Source organism: Corynebacterium sp. HMSC036D02 (genome assembly GCF_001836165.1).
Taxonomy (GTDB): domain Bacteria; phylum Actinomycetota; class Actinomycetes; order Mycobacteriales; family Mycobacteriaceae; genus Corynebacterium.
Map to the genome: position 1 here is coordinate 132,989 of NZ_KV827649.1, position 19,081 is coordinate 152,069.

At 59.1% G+C, this 19,081-nt stretch carries 16 protein-coding genes; 11 read left to right on the top strand and 5 right to left on the bottom strand.

All coding sequences use genetic code 11. The features are described from left to right. Positions 1-29: 29 nt before the first annotated feature. From HMPREF2743_RS01985 to HMPREF2743_RS01995, 3 genes are all read left to right on the top strand, one after another. Complete coding sequence (locus HMPREF2743_RS01985; RefSeq protein WP_371325764.1) at positions 30-1,055, top strand: PTS sugar transporter subunit IIC; 1,026 nt, start codon at positions 30-32, stop codon at positions 1,053-1,055. Between the two features lie 28 nt (positions 1,056-1,083). Continuing rightward, positions 1,084-1,461 (top strand): hypothetical protein, encoded by a 378-nt coding sequence (locus HMPREF2743_RS01990; protein WP_070527229.1) that lies wholly within the window; start codon positions 1,084-1,086, stop codon positions 1,459-1,461. A 142-nt stretch (positions 1,462-1,603) separates the two neighbouring features. Further along, positions 1,604-2,314 carry a VIT1/CCC1 transporter family protein gene (locus HMPREF2743_RS01995; RefSeq protein WP_070527225.1) on the top strand — a complete coding sequence of 237 codons (711 nt, stop codon included), beginning with the start codon at positions 1,604-1,606 and terminating at the stop codon, positions 2,312-2,314. Between the two features lie 128 nt (positions 2,315-2,442). Here HMPREF2743_RS01995 and HMPREF2743_RS02000 read toward each other — a convergent pair whose 3' ends face one another. Both HMPREF2743_RS02000 and HMPREF2743_RS02005 read right to left on the bottom strand, forming a co-directional pair. Next, on the bottom strand, positions 2,443-2,976 hold the full coding sequence (locus tag HMPREF2743_RS02000; protein ID WP_070818086.1) for an alkylhydroperoxidase, AhpD family: 534 nt from the start codon (positions 2,974-2,976) through the stop codon (positions 2,443-2,445). Between the two features lie 44 nt (positions 2,977-3,020). Beyond that, complete coding sequence (locus HMPREF2743_RS02005) at positions 3,021-3,614, bottom strand: peroxiredoxin (RefSeq protein ID WP_010190254.1); 594 nt, start codon at positions 3,612-3,614, stop codon at positions 3,021-3,023. A 173-nt stretch (positions 3,615-3,787) separates the two neighbouring features. On the opposite strand from HMPREF2743_RS02005, the gene HMPREF2743_RS02010 reads away from it, so the two are divergent. After that, positions 3,788-4,747 carry a hydrogen peroxide-inducible genes activator gene (locus HMPREF2743_RS02010; RefSeq protein ID WP_070744805.1) on the top strand — a complete coding sequence of 320 codons (960 nt, stop codon included), beginning with the start codon at positions 3,788-3,790 and terminating at the stop codon, positions 4,745-4,747. 106 nt (positions 4,748-4,853) lie between these two features. Here the strand turns inward: HMPREF2743_RS02010 and HMPREF2743_RS02015 are convergent, their stop codons facing one another. Further along, positions 4,854-5,921, bottom strand: coding sequence for a hypothetical protein (locus HMPREF2743_RS02015; protein WP_070818087.1), 1,068 nt, complete (start codon positions 5,919-5,921; stop codon positions 4,854-4,856). Positions 5,922-6,029: 108 nt separating this feature from the next. Here HMPREF2743_RS02015 and hrpA point away from each other — a divergent pair, with 108 nt between their 5' ends. After that, positions 6,030-9,905 carry an ATP-dependent RNA helicase HrpA gene (hrpA, locus tag HMPREF2743_RS02020; RefSeq protein ID WP_070818088.1) on the top strand — a complete coding sequence of 1,292 codons (3,876 nt, stop codon included), beginning with the start codon at positions 6,030-6,032 and terminating at the stop codon, positions 9,903-9,905. Here hrpA and nrdR read toward each other — a convergent pair. Next, positions 9,902-10,360, bottom strand: coding sequence for a transcriptional regulator NrdR (gene nrdR / locus HMPREF2743_RS02025; RefSeq protein WP_010190258.1), 459 nt, complete (start codon positions 10,358-10,360; stop codon positions 9,902-9,904). The two genes, hrpA and nrdR, sit on opposite strands and share 4 nt — an antisense overlap. Positions 10,361-11,111: 751 nt before the next feature. On the opposite strand from nrdR, the gene lexA reads away from it, so the two are divergent. Together lexA and HMPREF2743_RS02035 are read left to right on the top strand one after the other, a co-directional pair. After that, a complete protein-coding gene (gene lexA / locus HMPREF2743_RS02030) occupies positions 11,112-11,834 on the top strand; it encodes a transcriptional repressor LexA (protein ID WP_070527213.1) in 723 nt (240 codons plus the stop codon). Positions 11,835-12,202: 368 nt separating this feature from the next. Beyond that, complete coding sequence (locus HMPREF2743_RS02035) at positions 12,203-12,985, top strand: DeoR/GlpR family DNA-binding transcription regulator (RefSeq protein ID WP_070744809.1); 783 nt, start codon at positions 12,203-12,205, stop codon at positions 12,983-12,985. A gap of 81 nt (positions 12,986-13,066) precedes the next feature. Here HMPREF2743_RS02035 and ptsP read toward each other — a convergent pair whose 3' ends face one another. Next, positions 13,067-14,761, bottom strand: a complete 1,695-nt coding sequence (ptsP, locus tag HMPREF2743_RS02040; protein ID WP_070744811.1) for a phosphoenolpyruvate--protein phosphotransferase — start codon at positions 14,759-14,761, stop codon at positions 13,067-13,069. Positions 14,762-14,998: 237 nt separating this feature from the next. On the opposite strand from ptsP, the gene HMPREF2743_RS02045 reads away from it, so the two are divergent. The 4 genes from HMPREF2743_RS02045 (at position 14,999) to HMPREF2743_RS02060 (ending at position 19,078) form a co-directional block, all read left to right on the top strand. Then, a complete protein-coding gene (locus HMPREF2743_RS02045) occupies positions 14,999-15,970 on the top strand; it encodes a 1-phosphofructokinase family hexose kinase (RefSeq protein ID WP_070527208.1) in 972 nt (323 codons plus the stop codon). A 22-nt stretch (positions 15,971-15,992) separates the two neighbouring features. Continuing rightward, the gene (locus tag HMPREF2743_RS02050; protein ID WP_070527203.1) at positions 15,993-18,077 is read left to right on the top strand and encodes a PTS fructose transporter subunit IIABC; all 2,085 of its coding nucleotides are present in this window, start codon (positions 15,993-15,995) and stop codon (positions 18,075-18,077) included. 58 nt (positions 18,078-18,135) lie between these two features. Then, positions 18,136-18,405 carry an HPr family phosphocarrier protein gene (locus HMPREF2743_RS02055; RefSeq protein ID WP_010190265.1) on the top strand — a complete coding sequence of 90 codons (270 nt, stop codon included), beginning with the start codon at positions 18,136-18,138 and terminating at the stop codon, positions 18,403-18,405. 145 nt (positions 18,406-18,550) lie between these two features. Further along, on the top strand, positions 18,551-19,078 hold the full coding sequence (locus HMPREF2743_RS02060; protein ID WP_070527200.1) for a hypothetical protein: 528 nt from the start codon (positions 18,551-18,553) through the stop codon (positions 19,076-19,078). Positions 19,079-19,081: the final 3 nt, after the last annotated feature.

Below are 19,081 nucleotides of genomic sequence, written 5' to 3' on the forward strand. Positions count from 1 at the left end.
CCGAGCGCCTCACCCCCGGCTCCTTCACCATGAAGGTCCTCAACGGCATCTCCATCGCCGTCGTTGTGTCGCTCGTCCCACAAGCACTGCTCGGTGAATTAGCCAAGGCGCTACTCCCCTTGTGGTCCGGCGCAGCCACCGTCATTGCACTGACGGGCTTAGCCGCAAGCCTCTTGCCGGTAATGATTGGTGTCCTCGTGGGCATCGAATTCAAGATGACCCCCATCCAGACTGCTGCGGTCGGCATTGCTTCCTTCTGCGGCTCAGGCGTGGCCACTGTTAATCCCGAAGGCGGTTTCTTCCTCAAAGGCACCGGTCTTGTTATCAACTCAGGCCTTACCGCAGCCATAGCAGTGGGATTATTGCTCTTTATCGGCGACAGGCTGAAAAATTACTCTATTTTGTTGCTATCCACCATCGTGACGCTGGTGGCGGGCACCATCGGTTGGGCTGTCACCTTCCCCATCGTCAAGGTCTTCACTCTTTGGCTGGGCAACTTGGTCAATGGGGCAACTACTTTGCAGCCGGTTCTCATGGGTGTTGTCCTCGCCGTCCTTTTCGCCATCATGATTGTCTCTCCAGTCTCCACAGTCGGCATTGCCACTGCCATCTTCATTGACGGCATCGCCTCCGGTACCGCGAACCTGGGCGCCGTCGCCGCTGGGTTCACACTCCTCGTTGCCGGCTGGCGCGTCAACGGCTTCGCCACCTCTATCCTGCATGTTTTGGGTTCCCCGAAGGTGCAAATGGCCAACATGCTATCCAAGCCAGTCACCTTCCTGCCCGTGATATGCTCCGCTGCCGTGCTGGGCGGCGTCGGTGGCGCTTTAGGAATCTCCGGCACCCCTATCTCTGCTGGCTTTGGCATCTCCGGCCTCATGGGCCCACTGGCAGCCCTCAATTACGAAGGCTGGGGTTGGAGCGCCAGCAACGTGATGATTATTACCTTCGTTTATGTCATCCTTCCCCTCGCCCTTGCGCTGCTCTTTTGCTGGCTCTTTGAAAAGGTTCTGCACCTGACTAGGGCTGAGTACTTTTCTCTCGACTTTAAGTAGGTATCCGGGGAGTACAGTGGGGACCGCTATGAACGAACAGAACACCCCGCCCACCGGCATCCGCCTCGCAGGCGTTCATTTTGAGACGCACGAAGACGCCGTCACCGTGCATTGGCTCCTTGGAGGAATGCCCCACCACCGTGACGTCGTGTTCACCCTGCACACCCTCGATCTGGAGCTCACCGCTCACTTCGAACAAGAGCAGCTCACGTCGATGGAAATCTCTTCCTTCGGCGAGGACACCAGGGACGCCCACCGTCGGGTTGATTACCCCTACGAGTACACCCCGGAAGAGTTGACTGTTACCCTCCCCACCGCTCATTTCAACCTCTCGGAAGAAGTGTTTACCATGGCTCTTTCCGTGGACGGTGCGGCATGCGGTGAATGGACCGGCACTATAATCTAAGCCTTCACTCTCTGCATTCAGCTAAGCCTACACACGCTTTACAAGGCCCTGACCAGCGGCGATACTGGAACATAAGAAGTTCTCTAGACAACTGCGAAAGCACTAGAGAGCCACGCATATTCTGGTATCCAAGGAGCTGGCAATGCCACAACATATCAGCGAACCCCACGGAGCCTCACACAACGCTCGTCTGAACTCTCTTCGCGCAGGTGTACTTGGGGCTAACGACGGCATCGTCTCCGTCGCGGCACTTCTACTTGGCGTCGTTGGTTCTGGGGCGTCGGCAAGCGCCATCCTCACCGCCGGCCTAGCCGCAACGGTGTCGGGCGCTGCCTCCATGGCACTCGGAGAATATGTCTCTGTTTCGGCACAACGCGACTCCGAGCGCATGATGATAGACAAGGAGACCCGCGAGCTGGCAGATCTCCCCGAGCAAGAGCATGCCGAGCTCGTTTCTATGCTCGCCAGCTACGGCATGCATACCGAAACCGCGGATACTGCCGCCCGCGAGATCGCTGCCGAAGATAGACTTCTCGAGGCACACCTTCGACTGGAGATGGGCATTGATGGCGAAGACCTGACAAATCCTTGGCACGCCGCGTTGTGGTCGGCCGTATCCTTCCTTGCCGGCGCCGCACTCCCCCTGTTATCAATCTTCCTCGCACCCATGAGCATGGCTGCAGCAACAGTCGCCATTGTTACCCTGATCGCCCTGGCAATCACGGGCTACGTTTCGGCACGCCTCGCTGACACGGATGCCGCGCGCTCCGTCTGCCGCCTGGTTATCGGTGGTGCGCTCGGCTTAGCCATCACCTATGGCATCGGCGTAGCCTTCGGCGGGGTCATCGGCTAGCCCATGCTAGGACACTTTCCTCTGCCCCAGGTCCGGGCCCAAGCCGACAATGCACAAAGTCCCACTCACCGCAGTGCGAGCGGTGAGTGGGACTGCTTAACTGCGCTTGGGAAAGCGCACTGAGTCATTTACTCAGCGGAGCGTACGGCTTCGGCCTGGAGCGCTTGTGCAACGGCCTCAACCACACCAGCGACCTTGATGCCTTCCCAAATCTGCTCCTTGGTCACGCCTTCCTCGAGGAGAGTATTAGCGTGTGCGGACAGGCAGTGCTCGCAGCCGTTGATGGCGGAGACGACTGTGCTCCACAGCTCGAACGTAGCCTTGTCTACGCCAGGCTTAGCAATGATATTCATGCGCAGACCAAACTTGACCTGGGCAAAATCATCACCCAACCAGCTCTTTGCGCGGTAGGCCACGTTGTTCATAGCCATCACCGTGGCGGAGCCGAGAGCTGCGCCAATTGCCTCCTCGCTGAGGTGCTCGCGAGCTTCCTCAAGAATCTCCGACAGCACCAGGTCATTGCGGGTCGCAGCGGCGGCAGCAACCAAGCTGCCCCACAGCTGCTCCTCATTCAGCTCGGTGCTACGCGTAAGGGAACCAATGTTGAGCTTCTGATCCTTGGCATATGCCGGAAGCGCGGACTTCAGATTTTCGATGGACACTGATCTAACTCCTTTAAGGTTGGGCGGTTGTGCTTAGTGCTGTTTTACAGAGCGGACTTAACAACCTCGAGCTTGTCGATGTTCTTGGTCGGGTCATTAGCCTCCCAGTTGCAGGCACAGACCTCTTCAGACTGCAGGGCGTCCAGCACGCGCAGAACTTCATCTACGTTGCGGCCGACAGCATCCGGAGTCACGGACACGAACTGGATAACACCGTCCGGGTCGATGATGAAGGTAGCGCGGTCAGCAACACCGTCGGCGTTTTCCACACCGAGGGCACGGATCAGGTCGTGGCGAATATCAGAGAACATCGGGAACGGAACTTCCTTCAGCTCCGGATGGGTTGCACGCCAGTTGAAGTGCGCGAACTCGTTATCGGTGGAGCCGCCAAGAACCTGGGTATCGCGGTCCAGGAATTCCTCGTTCAGCTTGCCAAAGGCCGCAATTTCAGTCGGGCAGACGAAGGTGAAGTCCTTCGGGTAGAAGAACACGACCTTCCACATTCCCTGGTACTTGTCCAGAGATACCTGCTCGAAGTAGTCCTCCGGCTGGTTAGCGTTGACGTCGTGGAGGTCGCCACCCTTCAGCGCGGTCAGCTCGAACTCCGGGAACTTCTCACCAACGGTCAAGATAGGCATAGAAGACTCATCTCCTTCAATAGTCACAACAATGCACAAAAGTGATGCAAATCTCTACGACCGCACACCACTTTGCCTTTTGGCTGGTACGCAGTCGCTCGCTTGTTAAGTATGCCACGGAAGGCTTGGCACGTCAATAGGCTCCACGAATTAGAGATGTTAGAGTTATAGGCATGAACAATAAGGAGTATCGCCCAACCCTCGCCCAGTTGCGCACCTTCGTCACGATTGCGGAAAACAAGCACTTTGGAACCGCAGCCGCCAAACTCGATATCTCCCAACCTTCGCTCTCCCAGGCCCTCGTCGCACTCGAGCAAGGTTTGGGAGTACAGCTGATCGAACGCTCGACCCGCAAGGTCATCGTGACGTCCACAGGTGAAGCGCTACTGCCTTATGCCAAGGCAGCACTCGAAGCTTCCGATGCTTTCCTCAGCCAAGCGCGCGGCGCTAGCGGCACGCTTACCGGCCCCCTCACTATCGGCATCATCCCCACCATCGCGCCCTATATTTTGCCGGGACTGCTGCAGTCCATCAGCGCAACCTATCCCGATTTAGAACCCCGCTTCGTCGAGGAACAGACCCAGCACCTGCTGGACAAGCTGCGCGAGGGCAACCTGGACCTGGCCATTGTTGCTCTGCCCACCGAAGCCCCCGGAATGGTGGAGATTCCTCTCTACAGCGAGGCCTTCACCGCAGTCACCCCGGCAGAGCACCCACTTGCGGGTCGAAAGGATCTCACGCTCGAGGATCTAGGGCACCTTGATCTGCTCCTGCTTGACGACGGCCACTGTCTCCGCGACCAAGTCCTCGACCTGTGCCGCCGCGCGAAGGTCAATCCCTCCGAAGCCACCAATGCCGTCACTCGAGCCTCATCGCTGACTACTATCTTGCAGCTGGTCATGGGAAACCTCGGCGCCACTCTCGTCCCCGAGTCCGCCCTGGCAACGGAATGCCAGAATCCGCGGCTCTCCGTCGCACACTTTGCCCCTTCTGTCACGGCGGAGCGGCACGTGGGGCTTGTCTTCCGCTCTTCCGCTGCCCGTGCCGATGAGTTCAGCGCTTTCGGGACCTTGGTCACCGCTGCCTTCCACGACGCCGCGGAGCGTTCCCGGACACTTTTCACGGCCTCCTAACTGTTCCCCAGCTCCAGCATCAGAGCTAAAGAAGACGACAACGCCGCCCCTAACTCACCTCATGAAGTCAGGGGCGGCGTTGCATATCGATTCGACAGCTTAAGCCTCAGGCTGCAGGAGCATAGCGACCCTGGCACTGGCGGCACAGGTGTGCGGTTGCCAGCTGCAGTGCCGGCGCGATGATGATCAGTGCCAAGCCCAGGGTGATGAGGGAGGCGAAAGCCATCAGACCGGACAGGACAATGAACAGCAAGATGTGACCGTAGTTTTCCTTGCCCAGCTTCAGACCCTGGGAGAAAGCCTCACCAACGGAGGAGCTATCGGCTGCCAACCACGGCATGAGAGTGAAGAAGGGCTGAATGAACAGCGCAATCAGCATGACGATGATGACTCCGCCGAAGATAGAGCCAACGAGTGCAAAAATATCATTTTCACTGAGCTGCTCTGGGTTCTGGAGGTCCACACCTGCCACACCACCGAGGCCCACCATAAGCAGGCCGACGATGACAATCACCAAGACAATCGCACCAAGAATGCCCAAGACGATGTTCACCACGAGCGGCGGTACCCAGCGAACACCCTGGAACAGGGTGCCCCATGTGGGGCTCGGCTTGTCGATTTCACGGTAGGCCAAACGATAAACAACCAGAGCAATGACAAAGGACAGGATGGACACCGCGAAGGAGAAGAGGTCCAACATAATGGAGGTCTCCGCCCCATCGGCGTTCTGCGCACCAACGCTGATTCCAATTTGTGGAACAAACTGAATAGCAAACACGACGACGGCGCCCAGCACCCACAAAAGTGCGTTATTGAGCGCGGCTTTGAAGCCCCACTTGATAGCTTCGATAGCGCTGACCGGACCGGTGTAGGCCGGGCCGGCGCCTGGGCCTGGGCCGGCGTAGCTGGAATCGCTTCCATAGCCCGCGCCGGCATAGCCCGGCTGGCCGGCTTCGTACCCGCCATAGGCCTGGGAGCCGTAGGCGCCGCCGCCATAATTGCCGTAGCTGCTGGATTGGCCGAAACCGGCCTGATCTTCTGGGTGAGAAGTGGGCTCGTATTTGGGAAGCCCGCCGTTATTTCCGGAGGAGTCGCCGGAGCTATGAGCCGGGTTGCTGCCAAAGCCTCTGTTGGAGCCGTTATCCTCCGGCTTCGATTCAAAAGGATTAGTCATAATTCATACCCTTCATTGATTAGTGTTCACGCAATAAACACAAGGGTACCAATATCTCCACCTCGACCTGTGAGCGAATAGCCTTCCGAGTAGACTTTTAGGTCGATTATGACTGCTACTCGCGAAGACCTTTACGGCGCTCTCACTTCGGTTTCCTTGAGTGATGAGCGCGCTTTCCGCCGTCGCCTGCGCAAGGCCCGCTCCCCCAAGGCCCTGGATGCCATTGGAGCCGATATCGCAGCCGCCCAAGACAAGGTGCGCACCATCGATGCACATGTGCCACCCATTACCTACGCCGAACAGCTTCCCGTCACTGGGCGCCGCGATGATATCGCCGAAGCTATCGATAATAATCAGGTAGTCATCATCGCCGGTGAGACTGGTTCGGGAAAGACCACCCAGATTCCCAAAATCTGTTTGGAGCTCGGCCGCGGGCGCCGAGGGCTCATTGGGCACACTCAGCCACGCCGTTTGGCAGCGCGCACGGTTGCTGAGCGCATTGCAGAAGAGCTTGACCAGCCCATCGGGGACTCAGTCGGCTATGCCATCCGCTTCGATGACCGAGTCTCCTCCACCACCGCTGTGAAACTCATGACGGACGGTATCTTGCTGGCAGAAATGCAGCGTGACCGCTTCCTCAACGCCTATGACACGATCATCATCGATGAGGCACACGAGCGTTCGCTCAACATTGACTTCCTTCTCGGGTACCTCAAAAGGCTGCTGCCCAAACGCCCAGACCTGAAGGTGATCATCACCTCCGCCACGATTGACCCGGAGCGCTTTGCCAAGCACTTCGCTGACGCAAACGGTACGCCAGCGCCGATCATCGAGGTCTCCGGGCGTACCTACCCCGTGGAGATCCGCTACCGCCCGCTCGAGGTCGAATCAGGTGGAAAGACCATCGACCTCGATCCCTTGGACGCCCTCTGCGAAGCCATCGAAGAACTCATGACCGAAGGCGAAGGAGACATTCTGTGCTTCTTCCCGGGCGAGCGCGATATCCGCGACGCCATGGAAGCCATCGAAGGGCGCCATTGGCGCAACGTGGAGGTCACTCCGCTCTTCGGACGCCTGTCCAACCAGGAACAACATCGTGTCTTCCGCTCACACCGCGGTCGCCGCATCGTGCTCTCCACCAACATTGCTGAGACCTCATTGACGGTGCCTGGCATTCGCTACGTCGTCGACACGGGCACCGCGCGCATCTCGCGCTATTCCACTCGCACCAAGGTGCAGAGACTGCCCATTGAGCCGATCTCCCAAGCAAGCGCTAACCAGCGCTCAGGCCGGTGTGGTCGCGTTGCCGATGGCATTGCCATCCGCCTCTACAGTGAACAGGACTTCCTCTCCCGGCCGGAATTCACCGACCCTGAGATCCTGCGCACCAACCTGGCCAGCGTCATCCTGCAAATGATCTCGCTGCGCCTCGGTGATATCGCTGACTTCCCCTTTGTGCAATCCCCCGAACCGAAGGCCGTGCGCGATGGCCTGCTCCTCCTCCACGAATTGGGCGCACTCGAGGGCAAAGAAAAAGATGGGCTGCCGGTCCTGACACGCATCGGGCGAGATCTAGCCCGCATCCCCGTGGATCCGCGCATGGCCCGCATGCTCGTTGAAGCCAACACCTCCGGATGCCTCCACGACGTCATGGTCATCGTTGCCGCAATGACCATCCAGGATGTGCGTGAGCGGCCTACCGACAAGCAAGCGCAGGCTGACCAGGCCCATGCTCGTTTTAAAGACAAGACTTCAGACTTTATGGCAATGCTCAACCTGTGGGACTTTGTCCAAGAAGCCCGCGAGGAGATGAGCGGCAATGCTTTCCGCAAACGGATGAAGGCCGATTTCCTGCACTATATGCGCATCCGCGAGTGGTTCGACCTGGTGCGGCAGCTGCGGGACGTCGCCAAGCAGCTCGGTTGGAACGCTCAAGAGGGCACCGAGCGGCGCCCCGATGACATCCACATGTCGTTGCTCTCTGGCCTGTTGTCCAATATCGGCGCACGTGACGGTAACTCCAAGGAGTTCATTGGCGCACGCAATACCCGCTTCCTGGTTTTCCCGGGATCAGCGCTTGCGAAGAAACCACCGGAGTTCCTCATGGCAGCCGAGCTGGTGGAAACCTCGCGACTGTGGGCACGCGATGTTGCCGCCATCGACCCGGCCTGGGTGGAAAAACTGGCGAAGGATCTGTTGAAACACAACTATTCCGATCCAACATGGTCACGCAAGCGCGACTCAGCGGTAGTTACCCAACGCTCGACGTTGTACGGTGTCACCGTGGTCGCGGACCGTACGGTGCCCTACCACCGCGTCGATCCTGCGGCGGCACGCGACATGTTCATTCGCAATGCGCTTGTCGACGGCGAATGGACCACCCACCATCACTTCTTCCACGACAACAAGCGCAAGCTTGCCGAGGCCTCCGAATATGAGGAGAAGGCCCGTCGGCGCGGGCTCGTGGTGGATGAAGACACACTCTTCGACTTCTACGACCAGCGAATCCCCGAATCTGTCACCACTGCTCGGCATTTCGATTCTTGGTGGAAGAAGCAGAAGAACAAGCACTCTTTGGACTTCGACCCAGAAGCGCTCCTGGAAGAGGACCACGCTGTTACAGAGGAGGCTTTCCCCGACCGCTGGCTGAAGGGAAGCATCGATTACGACCTCTCCTATAAATTTGAACCCGGTGACCCCCTCGACGGTGTCACGCTGATGGTTCCCGTCCCGCTCCTCGCGGGCTTGGACTCCGAGGGCTTCGACTGGCTCGTACCCGGCCTGCGACTGGAGCTGGTGACAGAGCTGATTCGCTCACTCCCAAAGGCTCTTCGCCGCACTGTGGTACCAGCACCCGAATTTGCTGAGCGAGCGCTGCCCAAGCTTGTGCCCTATGAAGGCGGGCTTTGTGAACAGCTTGCGGCCGTGCTGCAGGACATGGGCGGCCAAGGCATCAACGCCGGCGATTTCCGCCCGGATCAACTCCCACCCCACCTGCGGATGAACTATGCCGCAGTGGATAAGCGGGGCAAGGTTATTGATTCCGACCGCAATCTGCAGGCTTTGGTCCAACGCCAGGCCGGGCATATTTCTTCCTCCGTCTCGCGTGTTGGCCGGGCAGCTGAGTCCACTTCCGTCAAGGAATGGTCAAAGGACACGCTTGGTGCTATCGATGAAGAGGTGACCACTGTCGTTGATGGGCACGAGGTCACCGCCTATCCGGCACTCGTAGCCACGAAGGAAGGTGTCGCGCTCAAGGTCCACCCGACAAAAGCGGCTGCCGACGCCTCCATGATCACTGCCACCCTCACCTTGTTGCTTCGGGAAATCTCCGTGAATACGCAACAAATGGTCAAGGGGCTGCCCCTACAGCAGCGGGTAGCTGTCGACTCCTACCCACACGGCGGGGCCAAAGGGTTGGTCAACGATGCACGAGTCGCCGCGGTGCGCGACATCATGATGGACAAGGGCGGGCCTGTAAGAACCCCTGAGGAATTTACCGGCTTGCTGAACGCTGTCAAGCCTGAGGTTCCGGGCCGTGTGCGTCAGGCCGTGGTGGCTATTGCCCCAGGGTTGGCGGAGTACTCCAACCTCAACGCTGAGCTGAAGCACTGGGAGGGGCCGGCAATCGATGATATTCGCGCCCAGCTCGACTTCCTCTTGCCGCCGCACGCCATCACCGTTCATGGGATCCAACACCTGCGCCACCTGCCGCGCTATATCCAGGCTGCACGTATCAGGCTTGATGATATGAACCTGGACCCAGATCGTGACGCTGACCGCCAGGCAGATGTCGACGAGGCCAAGGCATACCTCAATAATCGTTTGCGTTCCTTGCCCGCAGGCCGCGAGAAGACTCGTGAGGTTAAGGAGATCTTGTGGATGATTGAGGAGTTGCGCGTATCGCTCTTCGCACAACGCCTAGGAACCGCTCATGCGGTGTCTGTTCGGAGAATTCAAAAGGCCGCAGATAAATTGCGTTAGAAGCTATCGCGGTCACGCCGCCGCATCAGGCGGATTTCCGATTCAAAATCGTCTGCGCTTTCGAAGGACTTATACACGGAGGCAAAGCGCAGGTAGGCAACCTCATCGAGATCGCGGAGAGGCTCCAAGATGGCTAGGCCAATGTCGTTGGCATTGACTTGGGAGGAACCGTGACTGCGCACGGTCTCCTCGACTTCTTGCGCGAGCTTCTTCAGAGCGTCATCGCTTACATCACGCCCTTGGCACGCGCGTTTGACGCCGCGAATCAGCTTGTCGCGACTGAAGGGCTCAGCCAAGCCATTACGCTTGACTACCGACAGGACCGCTTTCTCAATGGTGGTAAAACGGCCTTTACATGCAGCACATTCGCGACGCCGCCGGATTGAGGTTCCACTATCAATCACACGCGAATCGATGACTCGTGACTGTTCATTGTGACAGAACGGGCAATACACAGTGCCGTAACCTTCCTCTCCGCCGATGCGCTTTGCTTCCCCGGCCCAAGAAATTCTAGCGCGAAGTTGCCACCGCGGTAGCCGAAGCACCATTGACATTAGGAACCTCACTATCGATGCTGAGGCCGCCCCACACTGTTCCAATAAAGACTGCAGCGCCAAAGACCGCGCCCAGAACATAGTTGCCTACGTTCGACCCGCCGCGCCGACTCCGTGGCACACTCCGCTGGAAAGAAACGGAGGATGATGCCGAGCCTGTCGTACGCCCCTGTGTTCTACCGTCCGAAGAAAGCGTTCGAACAACAGTCGTGCCACGTGAAGAAGTAGGTGACAGCTCATGGGCCCGTGTCTGATGCTGCACAGGATCCCAGATTGCCGCCGGCGGGACCAGGACGGCTGGATTGTGAGACTTCCGACAAACATCCCTACGCAGTACAGAGGCGTTATTGAGAGCGATAGCCATGACGGTTCCTTTCTAGATCTTCCTTCTCCATCGACGTAATATCCGAAGTCTAAGAATCCGGGCGGACACTTTCGAACATCACCATCGACCAACCGTTCGATTTAGCGTGTATGTTCGATTTATAGCACCCTCTCGAAAATTTGTCCACATTTCGGCGACGCTAGTCGAACATTTTTTCCTGTCGTGCTAAAAAGGAAAGCGGAAGAACCACCGGCAGCCCCCATACATGCCTGGTACGCCAAAGCCTCGGCCACGAATGTGCACATCGCAATAGTTTTAGGAGAAAGAATGGCCCGCAAACCCAAGCGAAGCGACCACCCTTCCCTCGACACCCTGTCCCCCCGGCAGCGCCGCATCCTAGAGGTTATCCATGATGCCGTAATGCTCCGCGGATACCCGCCAAGCATTCGGGAGATCGGTGATGCCACCGGCCTACAGTCCACATCATCCGTGGCCTACCAACTGAAGCAGCTTGAAGAGAAGGGCTTCCTGCGCCGCGATCCGAACAAGCCACGCGCCGTTGACGTCCGCCACTTCCCCGGTGCCGAAGATTCGAAGAAGCCCGGTCGCAAGACAGGCCAGGCAAACAAGTCTCCAGATCTTTCCACCCCTGATATCCCCGAGGACGCAGCTACGCCGAACTACATCCCGGTTGTCGGCCGCATTGCCGCAGGCTCCCCAATTACCGCCGAAGAAAACGTTGATGCTTATTTCCCCATGCCGGGCGAAATCCTCGGCAGCGGCGAGCTTTATATGCTGCAGGTCGTGGGCGATTCTATGCAAGACGCCGGAATTCTCAACGGCGATTGGGTGATTATTCGCTCACAATCCGTCGCAGAGGAAGGCGAATTCGTCGCCGCCCTTCTGGACGGCGAAGAGGCCACCGTAAAGGAATTTCACCGCGACTCTTCAGGCGTCTGGCTCCTTCCCCATAATGACGCCTACTCCCCCATCAAGGGCGACGAGGCTGAGATCATGGGCAAGGTAGTGTCAGTTTTCCGCAAGCTCTAGAAATCATCACCTCTCAGCCATCCCCCCAGGGCCCTACCCACCTCGCAGTGCCAGCCCACTCGGTGCGGGCGTAAAGGGCCGGGGGATTTTTTCTTTCTACCCCCTTGTGTGTGTACATGCCCGATTCCTGCCGCTTTGGCGTCCGATATCACACATTTGCATATATGCAGGTTATAGAGGAATTTTTCACTAAGGCCGCAACCGCAATGTGAGGTTTTCTTTGTTTAGTTCCGTTTTCTTCATATTCGGTGAGACAATGGAGACATCGCCGCAACATTCGTTGCTTTTTTCGTTCACACGCCCCAGCCCCGTTTCCTTTCCGCGGCGGGCGCAGTGACCACCACAGGCAGACTTCACTGGGAGGAACTATGTACGCAGAAGAGCGTCGCCGACAAATTGCCTCATTGACCGCCGTCGAAGGCCGAGTCAATGTCACCGAACTTTCTGAACGCTTCGATGTCACCGCTGAGACGATTCGTCGTGATCTCGCGGTTTTGGATCGGGAAGGAGTCGTGCATCGCGTCCATGGCGGCGCGGTGGCCTCCCAATCCTTCCAAACCGCTGAATTAACCCTTGATACCCGTCAGCGCTCGGCCACGGGCGCCAAAATGTCCATCGCGCGCGCTGCGCTGGAACAGCTTCCCGACGGCGGCAGCATCTTCCTCGACGCCGGCACTACAACGAATGCGCTTGCTGATCTCATCGGCCAGCGCTATTCGGCAGGCCAGTTCAGCATCGTCTCCAACAGCCTGCCGATTGCCCTTTCGCTGGCAAGCAACGGGGTATCCGAAGTCCAGCTCCTCGGCGGTACAGTACGGGCAATTACCCAGGCCGTGGTTGGTGATACTGCTCTTCGCACCATGGCGCTCATGCGTGCCGACGTCGCTTTTGTCGGCACCAATGCACTGACCATTGACCACGGTCTCTCGACGGCTGACTCGCAAGAGGCTGCAATCAAATCTGCTTTCGTAACCAATGCGCACCGCGTCGTCGTATTGTGCGATTCTTCAAAGCTGGGCAATGACTATCTAGTAAGCTTTGCATCCCTCGATGAAATTGATGTCGTTATCACCGATGCCGGCGCACCCGCATCCTACGTTGCAGCGCTGCGTGAACACGGCATTGAGGTGATTATTGCTGCTGAGAAGTAGGCGCCTTACCCCCCTAGATCGTTTCAGGAGGTGTGCACCCCTTCGTGTTGAGGGGCGCACACCTCCTGCGCATTCAACAAGCTAGGACGCTTGGAATTGCTCCAACAGCTCAATCACTGCGGCGCGGGCATCAGCTGGGCCCTCAGCATTTACTGCTACCTCAGCCATCTTCTGGCACTGCTCAAGAGTGACCTCAGCAAGCTGTGCACCAACACCTGCGACGGCGGTCGACGCCGCCGACAGCGACGTCACACCAAGGCCGGTCAGTACGCAAGCGAGCATGGGATCAGCTGCTGCTTCACCACAAACGCCAACCGGAACGTTGTTATCGCGTCCGACCACGCAGGTGTGCTGAATCAAACGCAACACGGCCGGCTGCCACGGATCGGTCAGGTAGGCCAGCTGGGGCGATAGGCGGTCAGCGGCCATGGTGTACTGCGTCAAGTCATTGGTACCGATGGACACGAAGTCGAGGTGCGGCAAGATAGTATCCGCCATCAGGGCTGCAGCCGGTACCTCAATCATCGCGCCAGCCGTGAGCCCACGCTCACGACAGAGTTCAGCGAACCACTTTGCCTCGACTGCGGTGGCCACCATCGGTGCCATAACCCACGTCGTGGCACCCTCGGCACGCTTTTCTGCGGCCTGTGCGATGGCATCGAGCTGACGGGTCAAAAGCGCCTCGTTGTCGCGGGCGATACGCAGGCCGCGGACGCCCAAGGCGGGGTTCTCCTCAGAGTCCAACGTGGCATAGGAGATCGGCTTATCAGAACCAGCGTCGAGTGTTCGAACAACGACCTTGGAGTCCGGGAAAGCGTTGAAAACCTTGCCGTAGATGCGCGCTTGCTCCTCCACGGTGGGCTCTTCGCTCGCGGAGAGGAAAGACAGCTCCGTACGGTACAAACCGATACCTTCTGCCTGCGAATCGGAGGCGATACGAGCTGCGTTACCGTCGGCAACATTGGCTAGCAACTGCACGCGGTGTCCGTCCTTGGTCTGGGCCGGACCCCGCCACTCGGCTACTCGTGCCGCCTTCTCGCGGTATTCCTCTACAGCCTTGAGCGAGGCGGCGCGATCCGCGCCAAGGGCCACTGTGCCCACGGAGCCATCGACGAAGATCTGGGTTCCCGCCTCAATCGTGCGCAGCTCAGCGCCGACCGCCACAATGCACGGAAGGTCGAGCTGACGAGCAATAATTGCAGTGTGGCTGGTGGGACCGCCCAGCTCGGTCACCAGCGCCTTGATGTGGGTGGTGTCCAAGGTTGCGGTATCCGCCGGTGCAAGGTCATCCGCCAGCAGCACGGCTTCCCCTTCAACCATGGGCAGGCCCGGCTCTTGCTCACCGCGTAGTTGTGCGATGACGCGGTCGCGAACGTCCTTGAGGTCAGTCGTGCGCTCAGCCATCACGCCGCCGGCAGCCTCAAACATGGTGACAAACCTGTCCGTGGCCCCCACAACTGCATATTCGGCGTTCTTGCCGCTGCGAATACCCTTGCGCACTGCCTTGTGCCAACCTCGGTCCTTGACCATTCCGGCGGTAGCGCCCAGGACTTCTGCTGCCTGGCCTTCCGCACCAGCGGCACGCTGCTCTAGCCTGCTGGCAACAATGTCGACCGCTTCGAGGAAGCGATCGTATTCAGCATCACGCTGCTCCTCCGCCACGGTTTCTCCAGCCGTGGGCAGTTCTGGGCGTGGGCGAACCCACACCGCCTCAGCGTATGCAACGCCGGCGACGACACCGGTGCCTTTAATGGTGGATGGGGATGCGTTTTCCATGACACATTTCCTTACGGAGACGATGTTTTCTCTTTCCAGATCATCACAAGTCGGCCAAAAATGCAACGAAACCCACAGTGATTCCATTGACATTCGGACACATACGGGCAATAATCAACATTAAGCAACATTAATTTCACGCTGACAACGGGCAATCCGCACCGAAGCTCTTGTTCACGCCCCTGAGGCGCGTTTGCCCCCAATATACGCACTCCGCGAAAGGGGACATTCTCCACGATGATCCTTACTTTGACCCCCAACCCAAGCATCGACGCCACCGTGCGCCTGAACGAGGCGCTCGAACCCGGTGCCGTCCACCGCGCCGAGTCTGTCTCCAGCGTTGCTGGCGGTAAAGGCGTCAACGTTACGCATGCAGTAACGCTCGCCGACGTCGACAGTCTGGCCCTTCTCCCGGCTATGGCCTCAGACCCTTTCTTGACCCTCGCCGCTGACGCATCTATCCCCGTACACGCAGTGCCGACACAGGGCGCGGTGCGCACCAACACCACCTTGACCGAACCGAATGGCCGCACGACCAAACTCAACGGACCTGGCCCCACGCTCGATGAATCAGTTCAGCAAGACGTGGCACAGGCCGTTGCTGAACGCTGCACCGACGCCGAGTGGATCGTCATGGCGGGCTCTCTTCCCAAAGGCGTTCCTACAGATTGGTACACGCAGCTCATCAGTGTCGCTCGCGAAGCCAACCCCGACATCCGCATAGCCGTCGATACCTCTGATGCGCCCATGGTGGCTCTCGGTAACAACCTCGAAGTAGCCAGCCCCGACCTCATCAAGCCAAACGGCCTCGAGCTGGGCCAGCTTGCAGGCGTCGATGGTCAGGCCCTTGAGGCCGCCGCCGAAGACGGCGACTTCAGCGGAGTGGTTGAGGCCGCGAGGGTCGTCGTCAAGCGCGGCATCCCCGAGGTTCTTGTCACCCTGGGCGGCGCTGGCGCGGTGCTGGTCACGGCCAAGGAAGCATGGGCTGCTACTCCCCCGCCCATCACCCTGCGCTCCACCGTGGGTGCCGGCGATTCTTCGCTCTCCGGCTATATCCTCGCCCGCCGCTCCGGTGCCTCGTACCCCGAAGCTCTGCGCCAGGCTGTGGCCTACGGTTCAGCAGCCGCAGCACTCCCGGGAACCCAGATTCCAACCCCCGAAGAACTGGATATCGAACACACGACGGTTTCGGCCGTCACCGACCTTTAGTAGTACTGAGGAGTACCTACCGATGTCATCACAACTCATCACCACCGACCTCGTGGCGCTCGACGCCGACTTCGGTGACAGCATCGAATCAGTCATTACCAATCTGGCCACGCTTGTTCACGACACCGGCCGCGCCACCTCCGTGGAGGAACTGGCAGGCCCCGCCATTGAGCGTGAGGCCAAGGCCGGCACCGGTGTTCCCGGTGGCGTTGCCATCCCACACTGCCGCTCTGCTGCCGTGTCTGAACCCACCCTGGCCTTCGCCCGCCTCTCGCGCGGGGTCGACTTCTCCGGCCCCGATGGTGACGCCCACCTGGTGTTTCTCATCGCGGCCCCGGAAGGTGGCGGTAAGGCACACCTGAAGATCCTCTCCAAGCTTGCCCGCGCGCTGGTGAAGAAGGACTTCTTGGAGGCTCTGCGCACCGCGCAGACCAAGGAGGAAATCGTCTCTCTGGTCCTCGACGTGGTCAACGCCGAAAAGCCGAAGAAGAAGGCTGCCGCCAGCGAATCGGCACCTGCCGCTGCGGCTGCAGCGCCTGCGGCAAGCAAGGCTGCGGATTCACAGAAGACCCGCATCGTGGCCGTCACCGCATGCCCGACTGGCATTGCCCACACGTACATGGCAGCCGACGCACTCACCCAGACCGCCGAGGAGCGCGACGATGTCGAGCTCACAGTCGAGACCCAGGGATCTTCCAATAACACCGCTGTTTCTGCAGAAACCATCGCGGCTGCCGACGCCGTCATTTTCGCCACCGATGTCGGTGTTCGCGACCGGGAGCGCTTCGCCGGCAAGCCCGTCATTGAATCGGGCGTCAAGCGCGCCATCAACGAGCCGGGCGTGATGCTCGATGAAGCCATCGCTGCTTCCAAGAACCCCAACGCACACAAGGTCGCAGGCACTGCAGGCGCAGCCTCCTCTAGCTCCGCGGAAGAAGGCGAAGGACTGGGCTGGGGCAAGCGCATTCAGCAGGCCATCATGACCGGCGTGTCCTACATGGTTCCCTTCGTCGCCGCCGGTGGCCTCCTCTTGGCCTTGGGCTTCCTCTTCGGTGGCTACGACATGGCAAACGGCTGGCAGGCCATCACCACCGATTACTCGCTGACCAACCTGCCGGGCCATGACGTCATGGTTGATGGCGAAATGATGACCTTCCAGAAGGCAGGATTCGCCCTATACATCGGCGCTGTGCTCTTCGCGATTGGTCAAGCATCGATGGGATTCATCGTCGCGGCGCTATCCGGCTACATTGCCTTTGCCCTGGCAGGCCGCCCGGGCATCGCGCCGGGCTTCGCCGGTGGTGCCATTGCTGTTACCCTCGGTGCGGGCTTCATCGGTGGTCTGGTTACCGGCCTTATCGCTGGCTTTGTTGCGATGTGGATTGGCAAGTGGAAGGTCCCGCGCTGGATCGGCTCCCTCATGCCTGTAGTCATCATCCCGCTGCTCGCCACGATGGTTACTGGCCTGCTCATGTACCTGCTGCTCGGTGCACCGCTGGCCGCCATCATGGAAGGCCTGCAGAACTGGCTGTCCTCCATGTCCGGTTCCTCCGCTGTCCTTCTGGGCATCATCCTGGGCCTTATGATGTGCTCCGACTTGGGTGGCCCGGTCAACAAGGCTGCTTACCTCTTCGCTACTGCTGGCCTGTCCACGGGTGATGAGGCTTCCATGAAGATCATGGCCGCTGTCATGGCCTCCGGCATGGTTCCGCCGATTGCGCTGTCCATCGCTACCTTCGTCCGCAAGAACCTGTTCACGCCTGCGGAGCAGGAGAACGGCAAGTCCGCTTGGCTGCTGGGTCTGTCCTTCGTCTCCGAGGGTGCTATCCCCTTCGCTGCTGCCGACCCGCTGCGTGTCATCCCTTCGATGATGCTCGGTGGCGCAGTAACAGGTGCTTTGTCGATGTCCCTGGACGTCATGTCCCGCGCTCCGCACGGCGGAATCTTTGTTATCTTCGCTATCGAACCTGCGTGGGCTTACTTCGTGGCTATCCTTGCCGGCGTCATCGTGTCCGCCATTGCGGTCATCGCGATGAAGCAATTCTGGCCCAATAAGGCTGCTGAAGAGGCTGCTGCGAAGGCAGACAAGACCAAGGCCGCCGCCTAGCGCTTAACCCGCGTACACTTGTAAGCACGAAACACCGTAATTCGAAAGGATTATCATCATGGCTTCTAAGACCGTCAAGGTTGGTTCCTCCGTCGGACTGCACGCACGTCCGGCTTCCATCATCGCCGATGCTGCCGCTGAGTTCGATGAGGACATCTTCCTCACCCTCGTTGGCGATGAGGACGAGGATGAGACCGATGCTGCTTCCTCCCTCATGATCATGGCTCTCGGCGCCGAGCAGGGCGACGAAGTCACCGTGACCTCCGAGAACGAGGCGGCTGTCGAGAAGATCGCCGGCCTCATCGAGCAGGACCTCGACGCTTCCTAAAGCACTTTCCGTTTATAGAACGGCAGCTCCCGCTTCCCTCTTACGCTGAGGGTGGCGGGAGCTTTTCGTTTCACCTCGTCTCCGCGGACTCTTTCGCTTTTCATCGCCACTCGGCTGAAGTGACCCGCTGTGTAGAGTCAAAGACATGACCGACCAGCCCATAACGCCCCCAGACTTCGGCATCGAAGCGCTAAATCTGGCGCTGATTGCGGAATCCTTAACCCCGCGCTTGGATAGCTTTACCGCTTCCGAGAATCATTACCGGCACGAGGGCTCGTGGAAGGAACCGAAATTCACCGTCGTCGCGCTCATAAGGAATAAGCTGGCCATCGACGCAGTCCTAGCCATTGAGACTGAATGCGAACAGGGATTGGCCTTTGTGGGCTACGAGATCATGGGGGCGATGTCCCGGCTCCGCGGCGACCTCGATACCGAAACTCTCTACCACGGAGTTGCCTCATTCCTCTGGGCGGATCAGTTAGCGGGAGACTATCCGATTGGAAAAGCAGACTTCGCCAACCCCGAAACCATTTCGTGGCCAACTCATACCGCCGACGAGGTATACATACACACGGTGCGAGAGCTACTGGACTACGTACAGGCTCATGCCGACAGTGATGATGTCTGGCTGAATGACGAGTTCGTGAAGAGAGCTGTAAAGGGACCGAAGTAAAAG

What these genes read in the sequence shown, in the direction of transcription:
- HMPREF2743_RS01985 (WP_371325764.1), top strand. Translation starts at nt 30, where the DNA reads ATGAAGGTCCTCAACGGCATCTCCATCGCCGTCGTTGTGTCGCTCGTC.
- HMPREF2743_RS01990 (WP_070527229.1), top strand. Translation starts at nt 1,084, where the DNA reads ATGAACGAACAGAACACCCCGCCCACCGGCATCCGCCTCGCAGGCGTT.
- HMPREF2743_RS01995 (WP_070527225.1), top strand. Translation starts at nt 1,604, where the DNA reads ATGCCACAACATATCAGCGAACCCCACGGAGCCTCACACAACGCTCGT.
- HMPREF2743_RS02005 (WP_010190254.1), bottom strand. Translation starts at nt 3,614, where the DNA reads ATGCCTATCTTGACCGTTGGTGAGAAGTTCCCGGAGTTCGAGCTGACC.
- HMPREF2743_RS02010 (WP_070744805.1), top strand. Translation starts at nt 3,788, where the DNA reads ATGAACAATAAGGAGTATCGCCCAACCCTCGCCCAGTTGCGCACCTTC.
- HMPREF2743_RS02015 (WP_070818087.1), bottom strand. Translation starts at nt 5,921, where the DNA reads ATGACTAATCCTTTTGAATCGAAGCCGGAGGATAACGGCTCCAACAGA.
- hrpA (WP_070818088.1), top strand. Translation starts at nt 6,030, where the DNA reads ATGACTGCTACTCGCGAAGACCTTTACGGCGCTCTCACTTCGGTTTCC.
- lexA (WP_070527213.1), top strand. Translation starts at nt 11,112, where the DNA reads ATGGCCCGCAAACCCAAGCGAAGCGACCACCCTTCCCTCGACACCCTG.
- HMPREF2743_RS02035 (WP_070744809.1), top strand. Translation starts at nt 12,203, where the DNA reads ATGTACGCAGAAGAGCGTCGCCGACAAATTGCCTCATTGACCGCCGTC.
- ptsP (WP_070744811.1), bottom strand. Translation starts at nt 14,761, where the DNA reads ATGGAAAACGCATCCCCATCCACCATTAAAGGCACCGGTGTCGTCGCC.
- HMPREF2743_RS02045 (WP_070527208.1), top strand. Translation starts at nt 14,999, where the DNA reads ATGATCCTTACTTTGACCCCCAACCCAAGCATCGACGCCACCGTGCGC.
- HMPREF2743_RS02050 (WP_070527203.1), top strand. Translation starts at nt 15,993, where the DNA reads ATGTCATCACAACTCATCACCACCGACCTCGTGGCGCTCGACGCCGAC.
- HMPREF2743_RS02055 (WP_010190265.1), top strand. Translation starts at nt 18,136, where the DNA reads ATGGCTTCTAAGACCGTCAAGGTTGGTTCCTCCGTCGGACTGCACGCA.
- HMPREF2743_RS02060 (WP_070527200.1), top strand. Translation starts at nt 18,551, where the DNA reads ATGACCGACCAGCCCATAACGCCCCCAGACTTCGGCATCGAAGCGCTA.